At 63.6% G+C, this 15,508-nt stretch carries 8 protein-coding genes, 1 tRNA gene and 1 pseudogene; 9 read left to right on the forward strand and 1 reads right to left on the reverse strand.

Annotation, left to right across the window (positions count from 1 at the left end; translation table 11 throughout):
- The first annotated feature begins 334 nt into the window (after positions 1-334).
- From ACF09J_RS35775 to ACF09J_RS35810, 8 genes and pseudogenes are all read left to right on the forward strand, one after another.
- The gene (locus ACF09J_RS35775) at positions 335-2,437 is read left to right on the forward strand and encodes a site-specific DNA-methyltransferase (RefSeq protein WP_392309630.1); all 2,103 of its coding nucleotides are present in this window, start codon (positions 335-337) and stop codon (positions 2,435-2,437) included.
- Complete coding sequence (locus ACF09J_RS35780; RefSeq protein WP_392309631.1) at positions 2,434-4,977, forward strand: DEAD/DEAH box helicase; 2,544 nt, start codon at positions 2,434-2,436, stop codon at positions 4,975-4,977. Before ACF09J_RS35775 ends, ACF09J_RS35780 begins: the two co-directional genes overlap by 4 nt.
- Before the next feature lie 132 nt (positions 4,978-5,109).
- Positions 5,110-5,192 (forward strand) — tRNA-Arg (locus ACF09J_RS35785).
- 153 nt (positions 5,193-5,345) lie between these two features.
- Positions 5,346-6,131: a hypothetical protein gene (locus tag ACF09J_RS35790; RefSeq protein ID WP_392309637.1), complete on the forward strand. Its 786-nt coding sequence runs from the start codon at positions 5,346-5,348 to the stop codon at positions 6,129-6,131.
- 573 nt (positions 6,132-6,704) lie between these two features.
- Positions 6,705-8,963 carry a restriction endonuclease gene (locus ACF09J_RS35795; RefSeq protein ID WP_392309632.1) on the forward strand — a complete coding sequence of 753 codons (2,259 nt, stop codon included), beginning with the start codon at positions 6,705-6,707 and terminating at the stop codon, positions 8,961-8,963.
- A 385-nt stretch (positions 8,964-9,348) separates the two neighbouring features.
- Complete coding sequence (locus tag ACF09J_RS35800; protein ID WP_392309633.1) at positions 9,349-11,241, forward strand: pentapeptide repeat-containing protein; 1,893 nt, start codon at positions 9,349-9,351, stop codon at positions 11,239-11,241.
- A gap of 135 nt (positions 11,242-11,376) precedes the next feature.
- Positions 11,377-12,419 (forward strand): annotated as a pseudogene (locus ACF09J_RS35805) (IS110 family transposase); the annotation flags it as partial.
- 308 nt (positions 12,420-12,727) lie between these two features.
- Positions 12,728-13,132, forward strand: a complete 405-nt coding sequence (locus ACF09J_RS35810) for a hypothetical protein (RefSeq protein ID WP_392309634.1) — start codon at positions 12,728-12,730, stop codon at positions 13,130-13,132.
- Between the two features lie 450 nt (positions 13,133-13,582).
- On the opposite strand, the gene ACF09J_RS35815 is transcribed toward ACF09J_RS35810, so the two are convergent.
- Positions 13,583-14,116, reverse strand: coding sequence for a hypothetical protein (locus ACF09J_RS35815; RefSeq protein WP_392309635.1), 534 nt, complete (start codon positions 14,114-14,116; stop codon positions 13,583-13,585).
- Between the two features lie 416 nt (positions 14,117-14,532).
- Here ACF09J_RS35815 and ACF09J_RS35820 point away from each other — a divergent pair, with 416 nt between their 5' ends.
- Entirely contained in the window at positions 14,533-15,105 is a 573-nt protein-coding gene (locus ACF09J_RS35820) for a hypothetical protein (protein ID WP_392309636.1), read from the forward strand.
- Positions 15,106-15,508 lie beyond the last annotated feature (403 nt).

Raw genomic sequence — 15,508 nt, forward strand, 5'->3', positions numbered from 1 at the left:
GACGCGGCCCCTGGCGTCCAGGTCGTTCGTACAGTGGCGCGCTCCACCTGGACGCCAGGAACCACGCCCGCTCCACGGTGTGTGGGTCGACGGCGGACGGGATGGGAGCTGGGCTGAGTGGTGGGTTAGGCGAGATGTGAAGCGCTGAGCAGCCAGCCTGGGACTGCCGCACTGCTGACAGCAGGTCACCTTCAGGCACCATGCGCCGACCCCTCCAACACACATGGAGGTATCGGTTAATCTGATCACCCGCCAGATGCGGTATATGCCACATCCGTTCAGCTCGGAGGTGCTCGCATCTTGGGTGCTCACGAGGGGGGGACGGGACCGAGGTATGGCCTACATCGATGATCTCCTGGCCAGACTGCCCGACACTGAGACGGCAGAGGAGATACGCAAGGAGCTGGAGCACCTCCGCTCCACGAAAACATTCGGACTTGTCTTCGAGCGGCACCGGCCCGAGCACGTCCGGCTGCCCGGAGCTGAGATCCGGCGCGGCGGCCAGGTGGTGTTCCGGTCCGGACAAGACCGCACCGTCTATGACGTCGTCACCATCGACGGTGACCGCGCCAAACTCGACGACGGCAGTTCCTACCATGTGGCAGATCTCGCTGATCTCGTCACTGTTGTGACGTATGGTCAGCCACTGTATCCAGGGCTGACATCTCTCGGCAGTACTAAAAACGGGCCCGAGGAGGACCTGTGGCACGCGGTGATCAACGCCGAGAATCTTCACGCCCTCGAAGCGCTGCGTTACACCCACCGCGGGAAGGTCGACTGCATCTACATCGACCCGCCCTATAACACAGGGGCCCGTGACTGGCGGTACAACAACGATTACGTAGACAATAACGACGCGCATCGCCACTCCAAGTGGCTCGCTTTCATGGAGCGCCGCCTCCAAGCAGCGAAACAGCTGCTCAACCCCGAAGCCTCGGTGCTGATCGTCACAATCGACGAAAAGGAAGTGCACCGCCTCTCACTGCTTTTGGAGCAACACTTCCCGAACACCTTGCGGCAGATGGTGACTACCGTCATTACGCCTAATGGCTCGTCACGTCCAGGCGAGTTCAATCGAGTGGATGAATACATACTCTTCGTTTTCATTGGCTCCGCACGCCCCAACCCGCTACCCTATGATGTTCTCGGGAAAAAAGAGGAGCAGGACAAAGAGGAAGTCCGCTGGCCGTCCTTTCTGCGTAGCGACAGTTCCTGGAAGCGTGAAAAGCGTCCCAACCTTTTCTATCCGCTATATTTGGACACTTGGCAGCAGAAAATAGTCGGTGCCGGTGAACCCCTCGCCGTGGAGGCGCCTCGCGAAAGTGTTCAAGCACCCCAAGGTTGCGAACTCATATGGCCGATCAGGCCGAATGGTCAAGAAAGCATTTGGCGCCTGGGGCGCGACACCTTTCTGAACTATCTCAGCAAGGGGTACATTCGGCTCGGCGGCAATAAGGGCGGTCGCTGGTCGATCTACTACCTTTCCAAGGGACTGGTCCAGGATATTGAGGTAGGCAAAATCGTCGTCACTGGCCGTGACGCCACAGGTGCCGTTCAGGTAGAGTACGCATCAGGAAAAATGCGCTTCCCTAAAACGGTGTGGAACCTCAGCGATTACAACGCGGGCGCGCATGGCCGCCAAATGGTAGGCAAGCTTCTTCCCGGCCGCTCCTTCGACTATCCGAAGAGTTTGTACGCAGTTAAGGACGCACTACGCGTTGCTGTCGGCGACAAACCGGATGCTCTTATCCTCGACTTCTTCGCCGGTTCAGGCACCACCGGCCACGCGGTGGCGAAGCTGAATGCGGAAGATGGCGGTGAACGTCGGTTCATTTTGGTAACAAACAACGAGGTCGGACCCGAACAAGGTGAGCCCCTGAGGAAAGCCGGACTCGGTCCCGGTGACCCCGAGTGGGAGGCCCAAGGCATCTTCGAGAACATCACCCGTCCGCGCATCGAAGCAGTCATCACAGGACGCACTTCGGAAGGAAAGCCTGTACCCGGGGCCTATCTGGATGGCAGCGTAATGGCTGACGGACTAGCGGGCAATGTGGAGTTCTTCCGTCTTGACTACCTGGAGCGCGACCGTGTGTCACTGGGGGCGGCTTTCAGCAAGATAAGCCCCCTTCTGTGGCTTAAGGCCGGCGCAACAGGCCCGCGGGTTGACCATGTTTCGCCTGAAGGGTGGGCACTACCGGAGGGCAGCCGCTATGGCGTTCTATTCGAGCCGTCCGAAGTGTCGAACTTCCTCGAAGCGGTCCAGGCCAGTGAAACCGTTCGAGAGGTCTTCGTAGTAACGAACTCCCAGGCCACTTACGAACGCATAGTGGCTGATCTACCAGCTGGGGTAGAGCCGTCGATGCTGTACCGGGACTACTTGAAAAACTTCGAGATCAGGTTGGATCTCGATGACGAACTGCGGGGTGGCCCGGCGTGAAATACACGCTGAAAAACTATCAGGAGCAGGCTGTCAGCGAGCTGCTGCAATGGTTCGACCAAGCTCGGGAAAGCCATCGGGATAACGGCCGATACTGGGCTGTCGGGCTGACAGCACCTACAGGTGCTGGAAAGACCGTCATCGCCACGGCAGTGATCGAACGACTCCTGCACGGCGATTCTGAGACTGGCCGCGCTCCCGACGAGCAGGCGGTGGTGCTGTGGGTCACAGACGATCCACAGTTGAACATCCAGACGCAAAAGAAGATGTTCTCTTCTTCTTCGGATCTACAACTCGGCGACCAGCTGACTATATTGGACGCTTCCTTCGACGAGGAGGTGCTACCCAGCGGCCGCGTTTATTTTCTCAACATTCAAAAACTAAGCCGCAACACCCTGTTCAACCGCACCGGCGACGGGCGCACATGGTCTCTTTGGGACACGATATCCAACACGGCCCGTACACTTGGCGGCCGACTCTTGGTAATCGTCGACGAGGCACACAAAGGAACTGGAGGCCGTGACGCAGGCAACGGCCGCGATCGCAAAACTGTAATATCGCGGATCATCAATGGTGATTGTGACGCCGACCGCGCCGCAGCCCCTTTGGTGTGGGGCATCACCGCCACGCCCGAAAAGTGGCAACAGGCAATGCAGGCAGCGACGAGTCCGGCCCGCGCTACAGTGGAGGTACGGGTCGATGTCGGCGAAGTTCGCGCCTCAGGTCTGGTAAAGGACTTGATTGTCCTCCATAACCCACAGGCTGGCGGTGGTGTCGACGCTGCTCTGACGAGGCTCGCAGTTCGAGAACTTCGTCAGTTCGACAACAAATGGACCGCCTATTCCACCAGTAACGCCGAGCCGGACGTCAGCCCTATCCTCGTCGTGCAGGTTCCCGACAAGATCGACGCGACTTGGATCGGTGAAATCGTCGGGCAGTTGCGCGAAGCCTGGCCCGAGTTGACCACCGAGAACATCGTGCATACCTTCGGCGACTGGTATGGGATGGCGCACGGGCACATTCATCTGAATGACGGCGTCGGAGTCCGGTACGTGGAGCCGCACCGCATCCAGGACGACCGGCGTGTCAGAGTAGTTCTGTGCAAGCAGGCCATTACTACCGGTTGGGACTGCCCTCGGGCAGAGGTTCTGTTGTCCTTTAGGCGGGCTGAAGACGCGACCTACATCGCTCAGTTGCTCGGGCGGATGGTCCGCACACCGCTTGCACGCCGGGTAGAAGATGACGAGACACTGAACACGGTGAGCGTTTTCCTCCCGTATTTCGATGCTGACCAAGTAGCCGGACTCATCGAAAAGTTCCATGGCGGTGCGGAAGGCGAGGAAATTGGTGCTACCGAGGCAGTAACCGAGCTTGTGGAATGTGAACGCAATCCGCAAGTACCTGACTCAGTTTGGGATCTCCTGGGTGACTTGCCCACCTATACTCGCCCCTCCTCCATTCAGCGGTCGCACGTGGCACGGCTTCGAGCCTTGGCGGCACAGCTGGCCAGCGATCGCATCGACAAAAAGGCTCAAGAAGAAGCCACCGGACACCTTCTAGGCGTGATGCTTGGCCGAGTGGCGGGCTTGAAAGCAGGTGGTCAGTGGGACGCGCTGGTGCAGCGGGCTGCTACGCGCCAGATGGCCACGCTGCGGCATGATCTTCGTTCAGGGCTGTCCCATCAAAGCGATGGCGAGAGCGTCCAACTCGCCCCCAAGGACGTTCATACGGCCTACAGAAAGGCATCGAGAAAGTGGCCCGATAACCTAGCGGAGGACTATCTAGCGCATAGGTGCAACGGGCAAGGTGCGGACCCACTGGACGCCAAGGTGGAACTCCTCGCGTTGACCCAGGCTGAGGGTGTCTTGGCAGAAGTGGAATCCGCCGCTGCCGAATTCTACCGACAGCTGGATGGCCGGTGCCGGCGCAGGGTTGAGAAGCTGTCCGCAGGACGCCGAGCTGCGTACGAGGAGCTTCGGGACCAGTCCACCGGGGCGGAGGAAACCCGTCTGATCATGCCCGAAGAGGTCGTTGAGAAGAGTGCAGACGATGCCGAACTTTGGGGTTCACATCTGTACGTCAACGACGAGCAACTGTTTCCCCAAGCGTTCAACGGCTGGGAGTCCGAGGTACTGCGAGTTGAGTTGGATGACGACGATGTACTTGGCTGGTATCGGAATCCCACGGGTGGACGCCGTGCGTTGAGGATTCCGTACGAGACGGCCGCGGGTGGAATGCGAGCTCTTCATCCAGACTTCGTCATCTTCCATCAGGACTCTGATGGCGTAGCGCGAATATCGATCGTCGACCCTCATGGTACGCACTTGCCAGATGCTGCAGACAAGCTCCGCGGACTCGCACGGTATGCAGAGCGGCACGGCGAGTATTTCGCCCGTGTGGATGCTGTCGGTGATGGCCCCGACGGCAAGCTTCTCCGGTTGAATCTGCTTGACGGGCAGGTGCGAGAACAAGCGGCCCTGGCAACATCGGGTAATGACGTGAAGGACTTGTTCGCTAGGTTGGGCACCCCTTACGTCTAGTGCTGCCATGGTGTCCTGTGCGCCCGAAGCCCGATCCATGTCGTGGGTCGGGCTTCTCGGCGTGGCTCCCAAGGACTCAACCATCGGCCGCTCACAGTGGACCATTCATGGACCGCAGACCACGGTCTTGGATGCAGAGGGCGTGTGACCTGCGAAAACCCGTAACCATGCGACGGCCTCCGGAGCCGTGTGCGCAGGTTCGAATCCTGCCGGGGGCACCTTGGATTAGGTGCCCAAAGACCCCGTCACCAGCGGAAACGCTGAGGCCGGGGTCTTCGCGTATGTGCAGGCGTGTGCGGCCCAAAGCGGGCATATGTCGGGGTCTGTGGACGAGGCATGGACGGGATCTTGAGACATTCCCGCAGGTGATGCCGCACATCGAAGCCGAGCAGCTGCGCCCCTCGTTATCGTCATCCCGGTATTGGATGGCGCCGAGGATGGGAAGCCTGAGCGTTGCTGAGTGCTGCCGCGCCGTCTTCGACCGCCGCGGGGCGGCGGACAGCCAATCGGACGAGGTGGGGGATCTCGTGGACGTGACCACGCTTGCAGTTGCGCTCATCGGCGTCGGAGGAACGCTGGGCGGAACTCTGGGTGGAGCGCTGCTCAGCCAGCGCGTCACCCGGGAGCAGAACCAGCGCGCGGATCGTGAACGAGCGGAGGACCGTCATGACCGAGCGCAGGAAGCCAGACGGGATCTCTACGCCCGCCTGAACACCACGGCTCGCGCTTACCGGGTCGCTGCCCGAGACGCGGTCCGAGCAGCCGAGCGCGGCGAAAGCGTCGAACCAGCAGTCCTCGATGCCGCGAAGGAAGCCTGGGCAGAGCAATACTCATTGGCACAGATGGCACTCCCGAAGGATGTCCACGAAATCGCCTCGTCCCTCAACAGGGCGCTCGGAGTCGGGTACTCCGTCGTAAAGCAATTGCCGAGCGCCCCTAACCGAGTCGACGCGTACAGTCGGGCCAGAGACTGGTTCAGTGGCGCCCTGTCCGACGGGGTGTATCTACTGCGGGTCACCCTGCGCCATGACCTCGGCGTCGAGGTCGAGCCCAACTTCGAGCGCACCCGTACGCGGATGCTCACTGTGCTCGACACCGAACGCAGGAGTCTCGAGCGGCTACTCGCCTCCGAACAGGCCACCAGGCCTCTTTGACAGGCCCGGTAAACGACGAGGCTCTGGGCATCACGCCACAGACCTCAACACGAACCAAGGTCATTTCGCCTGCCGTGGGACCTGACTCCAAGCCTGGCGATGGCGTGCGGCGCCGTAGGCCTGCTCGACCTGCTCGGCCGTCAGCACTCCTGAGAGCGACGCCAATGCCCACCTCACGCTCCCGGTACACGCGCACGCTGAGCTGCGTGGCGACCACCTTAAGATCAGTCACGCCGACGAAGACCGGCACCGGCTCCACCGGTACAGGGAAGCTGCAATAACGCTCAGGCACTCGGCCTACTCGCTTGGCCTCCGGCCGGCTCTTACTGATCGTTTCAGAATGCGCTCCGTAGCCGCCTCAAGCAGATGATGGCGCAGGCGAGTCGGAGGAGTCCGTGGTGTAGGTCGGTGCGTATCTCGTAGCGGATGCGTAGGCGTTTGAACAGTCACCAGCTCCGGGATCCTGCCGCTGAAGGACGGAACAGCCAACGCTAAGGCCGCGTCGTGGAGAATGGGTCCGATCGAGCCCCGCGGGAGGACTGAGGGGTACCGGGATGCACGGGCGAAGGCGGCATGGATTCCTTTGAGCTGGGGCGGCTGACAGACCACGACTTCGAGGAGGTGTGCCGGGACCTGTTCACGGAGCTCCTGGGCGTGCCGCTGGAGATCTTTCCTCGCGGCCCGGACCGGGGCGTCGACCTGCGCCATGGCCCGGAAGGCGGTCCTTGCACGATTGTCCAGTGCAAGCATTGGTACCGCAGCGGCCGCGCGAAACTCCTGGCCCACCTGACCGACGAGGAGGTCCCCAAGGTCGCCGCTCTAAAGCCGGACCGCTATGTTCTCGCCACCACCGTCGGGTTGACCGTCGACGCCAAGGAGAAGCTGCGCGCCGCCTTCGCCCCTCACATCCGGTCCACCGGGGACATCCACGGCGTGGATGACATCGTGGCCGCCCTGCGGGAGCGACCGCAGCTGGTGGAGCGGCACTTCCGGCTCTGGCTCAGCGGTACGGCGGCACTTGGCGCGCTGCTACGCAAGGGCCCGCTGTTGCGCTCCGACTGGCTGCGGCGCGAGCTGGCGAAGGTGGCCCAGACGTTCGTCCCGCACGAGGGCTTCGCGCGTGCCCGGCAGCTTCTCGACGAGCAGCACGTGTGCATCGTGACTGGCATCCCCGGTGCCGGGAAGACCACGGTCGCGCGCATGCTCGCCGCCTGGCGGATGGGCCACGGCTGGGAGGTGCACGAGGTCAGCCAGGACATCGACGAGGTCACAGAACTCTGGCGCGACGACGTGCCCCAACTCTTCCTCTACGACGACTTCCTGGGCCAGACCACGCTGCTGCCCCAGTTCGGCAAGAACGAGGACACGCGCCTGCTTTCCGTGATGCGCGCGATACGAGACGCGCCCGACAAGGCCTTGGTCATGACGACCCGCGACTACATCCTGGAGGAGGCCCGCCGCAAGCACGATCGGCTGGCCGCCGAAGATGTACGGGACGCTCTCACCGGCATTCGCCTCACCGACCTGGACCTGCTGACCCGCGGGCGGATCCTCTACAACCACGTCCACCGCTCGGCTCTCGGACCGCGACAGAAACGGCAGTTCGCCGCTCGCGACGCCTGGCTGCCCGTGGTTAGCCACCGCAACTTCAGCCCGCGCCTGATCGAGGAGACTCTGCGCATCGACCTGAAGCGCGAACCGGACGTCGCCACCGCCATGGTCGCCAACCTGGACAATCCCCGGCGGATATGGGAACGCATCGTCGAGAACGAACTCACCGACGAAGCCGTGCACTTGCTAGAGATCCTCTTCACGTACGAGTCCGTCGAACTCGTCGATCTGGAGGAGACTTGGACCTGGTATCGCAAGGAATTGGACCGAGAGGCGGACGGCCGCCGCTTCCGTCACGCGCTCCAGGTGCTCGACGGAACCATGCTCGTCATCGACGAAGGCGCTGTCTCCTTCCATAACCCGTCGATTGCCGACTACATCCGCTTCCACCTCAACGCCGGCCGGGGGCAGTTGGGCGCGCTGCTCGCCTCCTGCGGCGATATGCGGCAGGTCGAACGCCTCGTGGATGCGGGGCGGTTGGCAGACGGCGGCGGCATTCTCGCACAACTGATGGAGCTCAAGCAGGCGTTGACCTCTGCGGTACTCGGGGCAGAAGACACCGTGGATGACAACAGAGAGGACCACCTTGAGTGGGCCCTCGATATCGCGGAGACCATCGGCTCCTCGTCACTGGCGGACTACGTGGCGCAACGGGCCCTGGAACTGCCGCGGTGGTCGGAGAACACGAAGGATCTGCTCCGGCTCGCGAACTCGCTGGACGGCAGCCGACTGATTACGCAGGAGGTCTCCGCCGAGTTCCGCGCCCTGGTCGACGAACATGTCAGCAGCCAGATCTCGGAGCGTGTGGCCGCCGGCTGGGTCGAGGTGAACAACTGGTATGCGTATCTTGGCGAGCCGATCGGATGGTTCGCCGAGGGAACGCTGCTGGACGACATGGTGGAGTGCGCCTTGGATAAACTGCGTGAACTCGCCGCCGACTCCGGGGACCTCAGCGAGACCAGCATCGACTACCTCGAAGCGCTGCTGAGCTTCCTCACCGACAACGATGCCCACCTGCTGCACGATGAGGAGTTCCGGGCTGTCGACCGGGTGCTGGAGCAGCTAACCCAGGCGCGGGAGGCTGCATGGCGCTCCCTGGCGGAGCGCTCACCGGACCGAGGCCGACCGGTCAAGCTGCCACCTGACCCCCGTCATGAGCAGGCCGTCGTCGCGGAGTTCATGAGCGGCCTCGGCAACGCGGAGTCTGACGGCGCGGGCTGAACAGTTGCACTCCCACGTCCGTCACACCCCTGCCCCACTAACAGGTCGTTGCAACACCAGCCCCTGAGGGTGTTGCGATGACCAAGCCACGCCGGAAGGGCCGTTTCACGACGTCAATGCCACTCGACAGTGTGCCGATGCCGAAGTTCTTCCTGAAACAGCCAGTTACACGCGTTGGGCGCTGGCTTTCCGTAATCGACCTTCACCGAGTCATCGTCGACCCATACAGCCCGTTTGTCGTGGTGCTTCGTATTGATGCTGAACACGCTTGCCGAAACGCGCGAACGATTTCAGTAGCGCACGACTCATTTCAATACGTCCTTCAGTGCCGCAGCGAAGATTTCCGTGCTGGCCGTGTCGGATGCGAGCGCGGCAACCATCGACCGTGCTCGATCGTCCTTCAGGTATGCCACACCCGAGCCCTGAACCGCCTTCGACCCCGCCTGGCTGGCCGCACTGTGGCCACGGCACTACCGCGGAGGACACTGTCGGCTGCCGCGGGATTCACGCCCCTGGTCACACCTCATGCCTCGCCCATCTGGCCGACGCCGACCGCGACGCCTACCTGGACGGCCTGATACCCGGCGCCGACATCGACCATCGCGGTACCTCCTTCACCGAACCCCTTCTTGATGCCCTCCTCGAGGCCCTCCTCGATCCCACCACCGGACACCCCCGCATCGGCGAAGCCCGGTTCGACTCAGCGACCTTCCAAGACGACGCCCACTTCGTAAGGGCGATCTTCGAGGGCCACGCGTGGTTCGACTCGGCGACCTTCCAGGGCCTTGCGTGGTTCGACTCGGCGACCTTCCTGGGCCTCGCTCGCTTCGAGTCAGCGAACTTCCAGGGCTACGCCCACTTCGACTCGGCGAGCTTCCAGGGCTACGCCGGGTTCAGATCGGCGACCTTCCACGACCTCGCGTGGTTCGACTCGGCGACCTTTCAGGGCATCACCAAGTTCGACTCGGCGACCTTCAAGCACCTCGCCCAGTTCGACTCGGCGAGCTTCCAGGACGTCTCTTTTGTGCGGGCTGCCTTCCAGGGAACCGGCCAGTTCGGGCAGGTGACCTTCGAGGGTCACGCCTCATTCGGGTACGCAACATTTCAAGGTGCCGTCCGCTTCAGGTCGGCAATTTTCGAGAGCGACGCTAGGTTCGATGAGGCGACCTTCGAGCGGTTGGTCACCCTCGGCCCTTTGGTGTGCGCCGGGCGGTTTGTGCTCTCCGAGGCGACGTTCAGCGGCCCTGCGAGCCTCTCGTTCGCCGCGCGCCGGCTGGAGTGCTTGCGAACCCGCTGGACATCAACGGCCGAGTTGCGTCTGCGCTACGCCACAGTGGACTTCGCCCACGCTGTCTTCGAATACCCCCTCACGATCGCCGCGGCGGCCACCCCCTTCGTACTCCCTGACGGACAGCCGGTGGACGAACGGGTTCTTGACGATGCGCCCGACGCCGCGGTGCGAATGGCCTCGTTGCGCGGGGTGGACGCAGCTCACCTGGTCCTCGCCGACGTAGACCTATCGGGATGCCTGTTCACCGGAACCGTGCACCTGGACCAACTGCGGCTGGAGGGCGCCTGCATCTTCGACACGGTCCCGCCCGCGGTGCATTGGCGGGGCTGGCGCCCCGTACGGTTCACCCAGCGCCGCACCCTCGCCGAAGAACACCACTGGCGCGCGAGCGAGCCATCGGCCGTCCGGGGCTGGAACGTGGCAGTGTTCGGCGCCGAGCACGTCGGGCCGTTGCAACTGGCGCCGGTGTACCGCGCGCTGCGCAAAGCGTTCGAGGATGGCAAGCATGAACCTGGGGCCGCCGACTTCTATTACGGGGAGATGGAGATGCGCCGCCACGCCGACGACATCCCCCGAAGCGAGCGAAGCCTTCTGACCGCTTACTGGGCACTGTCCGGCTACGGTATGCGCGCATCCCGGGCCCTGATCTGGCTCGCCGCCGCCATGCTCGCCACCATCGTGCTCCTCATGAGCTTCGGCCTCCCCAAGGACGCCCCGAAGCAGGAAGCGACCGGCACCGTCCCCACCGGCGGAGGCACGATCACATTCGAGATAGACAAGGATGAACCGCGCAACCCCACGGGGAACCGTTTCACCGGCGAGCGTTTCGAGAAGGCCCTGAACGTTACGCTCAACTCGGTGGTCTTCCGCTCCGCCGACCAGGACCTAACCACCGCCGGCACCTACATCGAGATGACCTCCCGCCTAGCCGAGCCCGTCCTTCTGGGTTTCGCGGTCCTCGCCGTCCGCAACCGCGTCAAACGCTGATCATGTCCGTACCGACCAGCGGGTGACCTTCAGCTCCACGAGTCCCCCTCGTCCGCTCTCGGCTCGAAGCGTCGCAGCAGGGAGGACTCAAGATGCAAGAGGCCCCGGACAAGTTGCCCGGGGCCTCGGTGGGGTGCAGCGAGTCTCCACTGGGCGGTGGACATCTCCAGCAGGTCCTCCGCACTGTTACTGGCGCTGCTGGCAGCCCACGGCCAGCAGGCCGTCTACGTGCCCGGCCGCACCGTCAACCGCATGGCGGGCGCCTACCGAGGCGAGGCGAAGACGGATGCCCGCGACGCCTACGTCATCGCCGAGACCGCGCGCCACCGCCGGGACTTCGCCACCATCGACGTGCCCGCCCAGCTGGCCGCCGACCTGGCATTACTCACCGCCCACCGCACCGACATGGTCACCGACCGGGTAAGGATGATCAACCGGCTACGCGACGTGCTCACCGGCATGTTCCCTGCCCTGGAGCGGGCCTTCGACTACTCGGCCCGCAAGGCTGCCCTCTTGTTGCTGACGGGCTACCAGACCCCGGCTGCCATCCGCCGCCGCGGCCAAGCCCGCCTGACAGCCTGGCTGGCCAATCGAGGTGTCCGTGACGCGGACAGCGTGGCCGCGACGGCCGTGGAAGCGGCCCGGGCCCAGCACACCGTGCTGCCCGGCGAGGACACCGCTGCACAGATCGTCGCCGACCTGGCTACTCAGATCCTGGCCCTGGACGACCGGCTCAAGCGCATCGACCGGCAGATCCACGACGCCTTCCGCACCCACCCACAGGCCGAGATCATCGAGTCCCTGCCCGGCATGGGCCCATCCTCGGAGCCGAGTTCGTCGTCGCCGCGGGCGACCTCACCGCCTACGCCGACGCCGGCCACCTGGCCTCAGCCGCCGGGCTGGTCCCCGTCCCACGCGATTCCGGCCGCCGCACCGGCAACCTGCACCGCCCCAAGCGCTACAGCCGCCGCCTACGCAGAGTCTTCTACCTCTCCGCGCAGACCAGCATCATCCGCGACGGCCCCAACCGGGAGTACTACCTCAAGAAACGCGGCGAGGGCTGCAAACACGTCCAGGCCGTCATCGCCCTCGCACGACGCCGCACCAGTGGGCTGTGGGCCCTCCTACGCGACGACCGGGCCTTCACTCCCAACCCGCCCATCACGCAGACGGCTTGACTCAGCTCGACGCCACAAAGCCGGCAGCGTGGTTGAGGCCGGTGGGGCTCAGCGAGACACACGCGCGCCTGATCGGTCGGCGTGCCCGCCATCGTGGCCGACTTTCGTCAACTGAGGCACAAACGATCTCCGAGACGAAGCGCCGCCTTCACTGGTGGAGGGCGGCCCATGACCTTGACTCAGTCATTGAAACTCCAGCCCAAAAGCCGCTCCGCCGACCTCGTGAGCACGGTCGAGGGCGAAGCCCGCGGAGAAGAGGTTCCACCGAACACCAGCGCGGGCCGGTGGTGCTAGGCGAAAATCGCGTGATGATGAAGATCACCCGATGGGCGCTTGCATGCGTTGGGTCTGCAACGTTGCTGTCCGGCTGCACGGAGCACAGCACCTCCACGACTGGTGGTTACAGCCCTGGTCCGGTGGCTACCTCGACCATCGCGCCTGATGCCGCAACCCAACTCGCCGCGCGATACCGGGATTCCGGCGGGATGAGTGATGTGTACGGCATTCAGCAGAGTTCCGGCCCTGGCGGGGTCCCCCTGGTGACGGTGTGGACGCGCAGTCCCGACCGCGATGAAGTGCCTTTCGACGAGCTCAAGGCGTCGATCATGGGATTCATGCAGCGGGAGAAGGGGCTTTCCCTGAAGCAGGGCTACCTGATGGACGTCTTTGGCCCCGACGGTAGGTTGCAACACCGCCTCGATGCCCGGCCGTAGCTTCCGTTCCGGGCCGCCCTGAGGCCGTCCGAGGCGAACCGACGTTGACAGACGATGACAACCAGCAACCGAGTTGACGCAAGTCAGAAACGTGCCGCAGGGAAGACACCGAAGTGGGAAACTGGCCGCACCACTTCCAGAAGAACTGACAGCAGATCTGTCAAGAGGGGATCGGTCGGCTGACACCAACGGCTGACACCAACAGGTGCGGACAGCGCCGACCAGCGCCGACCAGCGCCGACCAGCGCCGAATGGCAACGGACGATCAGCCAAGGAGAGCAGCCGGTTCGCCGACGTTGCCGACTCCCCGTGATCGACCTGATAAGGATGAGGCCAGACCTTCAAGTCTGTGTCCGGCACAGGTGCTGTTCCAACCTATGGACGGCGCCACGTGGCTTGACCCAGTCATTGAGACTCCGCCGCCCGGAGGGTGCGGGGATCGACTGCCGACTACGCGGGAGGTGCGTAAGGGTTCCTGTCGGACGCCGGTGGGCCACCCCACTGTGCCCCTGGCGGCGGAACAGGAGCCCAGTACGGGCCGCGGTGGTCCAGCCACCATCTACCGATGGTGTGGAACTTCTCCTCGAACCTGCGATCCCAGCTGAGGAACCCGGTGTTCGGCGCCCGCAGACGGGTACGGCGGCCGCCCGCTTCGTAGATCACGACGGTCCGGGTTCCGAAGAAAGACTCCATCCGGATGGCTTGGACGTTCGACCACGGGATGGTCCGGCGGCGGAGGTTGTGCACGATGGCCGCCGACTGCGTGAGAGTGACTCCGAAGGGCCGCAAAGTGATCAGCATCACGAGCGGCAAGGTGAATACTGCGACCAGTACAGGATCAAACGGGTCCCCGTCCAACCAGAACAGGACCTGTAGGGCCATGAGGCTAACGATGCCGGGCAGCGCAGGCAGCACGCGTTGGAGGCGCGTCAACCGGTAGCGGATGCGCTCCGGCGGTATAGCCCCGGCCTGCGATTGCTCCATCAGTTCCCACCCCTCACCCAATGCAGCCGGCACTGGCGCATCATCGCCCGGGCAGCATGGCGGACCAGGGGCGCGCTGTCCATCCGCCTACTCCGGGAAGCCGAGCAAGCGCTCTGGAGAACTCGTCTGGCCACTTACCGTGACCGTGGATCTTGAGACTGACGAAACCGACGCCTGCGCCAAGAGGAACTTCGCGGCCTGAGGTGCTGTGCCCCTTCCGTGCCCGAACGGTCAGCGACCAACGGGGAGCTACGGGGAACAACGGCGAGCCGCCTGCGTTCGCGCAGGTCAACATCGCGCCAGGTGAGCACGGATCCGCATACGCACTCTTCCAAGCTGGTGCTCCAGGCCGCACGGTGGCGCTTCATTGGGCCATCGAGGCTCTGCCAGCCTCGTAGTTGAGGAGACTTCTCTTCATGGATGCAGGCTTAGCAGCAGTACTTGGAGCAGTTGCAGGAGCGGTCGGAACGGCCCTGGCCGGCGCCAGCACAGGATGGGCCTCACAGCAGCAGGCGAAGATCGCCGCCAGGTCTGCTCACCAACTGGAACGTCGGCAGTCGCGGGAAACCGCGTACAGGGTCTTCATACGAGTAGCCGACACCTTGCATGAACACGTCGCCCCCATAGTCAGTTCATGGGGGGTGACCGAGGGCTTCGTCATACTCCGCAGACCCGATCAAGACTTCTGCGAGGAAGCAGAGGCACATGGTCGGGCCCTAAGAGACGCATGGCTTGAAGTCTCGCTTCTGGGCCCTAGTTCTGTGCTGGATCCCGCTGTTTCGGTCCTGGAGGTCGGCAGGGATGTGATCAACGGATGCTCGCTCGTCTTCGTGCTCTCCCAGCTAGATCTGTCCGAAGAACCGGAGGTGAGAGATGAGATCGCCTCTGCCCGGCAACGAACTCGGGATGCCATGTCCCAGTTTGGAAAAGAGATCCAGAAGTTCGGCAAGTCCGCCCAACAAGCACTAGACGACGATGGCGCCAGCTGAACCGCGCCGACCGCGAACTCATCAACTCAGACGTGCCCCAGTTATGCCCCATCGAACGGGAAACAACGGGGACTCACGGGCAGCCACAGAACAACGGGCACGAGAATGGCCCCCGACCAAGTCACCAGGTCGGGGGCCGTTCTCACTGCTCATCCTGCAGAGGCGGTGGGATTTGACCCCACGGTGGTGTCGCCACCACGACGGTTTTCAAGATTGTCCTGATCGGGCGTCCCCATGGCTAGCCAGGAACGTACGGATCGATAAGGTGGATGGAGCGGAGGGGGGGGGGGGGGGGGGGGGCCCCCCCCCCCCGGGGGGGGGGGGGGGGTGGGAGGGGCCCACCCCCACGGCGCCCACACCCCCCACCCCGACCCGGGGGGCCCCGAAACAAACACACAAAAGT

It is taken from the genome of Streptomyces sp. NPDC014889 (genome assembly GCF_043081205.1).
GTDB lineage: Bacteria > Actinomycetota > Actinomycetes > Streptomycetales > Streptomycetaceae > Streptomyces.

Coding starts and splice junctions, on each gene's coding strand:
- ACF09J_RS35775 (WP_392309630.1), top strand. CDS start 335: ATGGCCTACATCGATGATCTCCTGGCCAGACTGCCCGACACTGAGACG.
- ACF09J_RS35790 (WP_392309637.1), top strand. CDS start 5,346: ATGCCGCACATCGAAGCCGAGCAGCTGCGCCCCTCGTTATCGTCATCC.
- ACF09J_RS35795 (WP_392309632.1), top strand. CDS start 6,705: ATGGATTCCTTTGAGCTGGGGCGGCTGACAGACCACGACTTCGAGGAG.
- ACF09J_RS35810 (WP_392309634.1), top strand. CDS start 12,728: ATGATGAAGATCACCCGATGGGCGCTTGCATGCGTTGGGTCTGCAACG.
- ACF09J_RS35815 (WP_392309635.1), bottom strand. CDS start 14,116: ATGGAGCAATCGCAGGCCGGGGCTATACCGCCGGAGCGCATCCGCTAC.
- ACF09J_RS35820 (WP_392309636.1), top strand. CDS start 14,533: ATGGATGCAGGCTTAGCAGCAGTACTTGGAGCAGTTGCAGGAGCGGTC.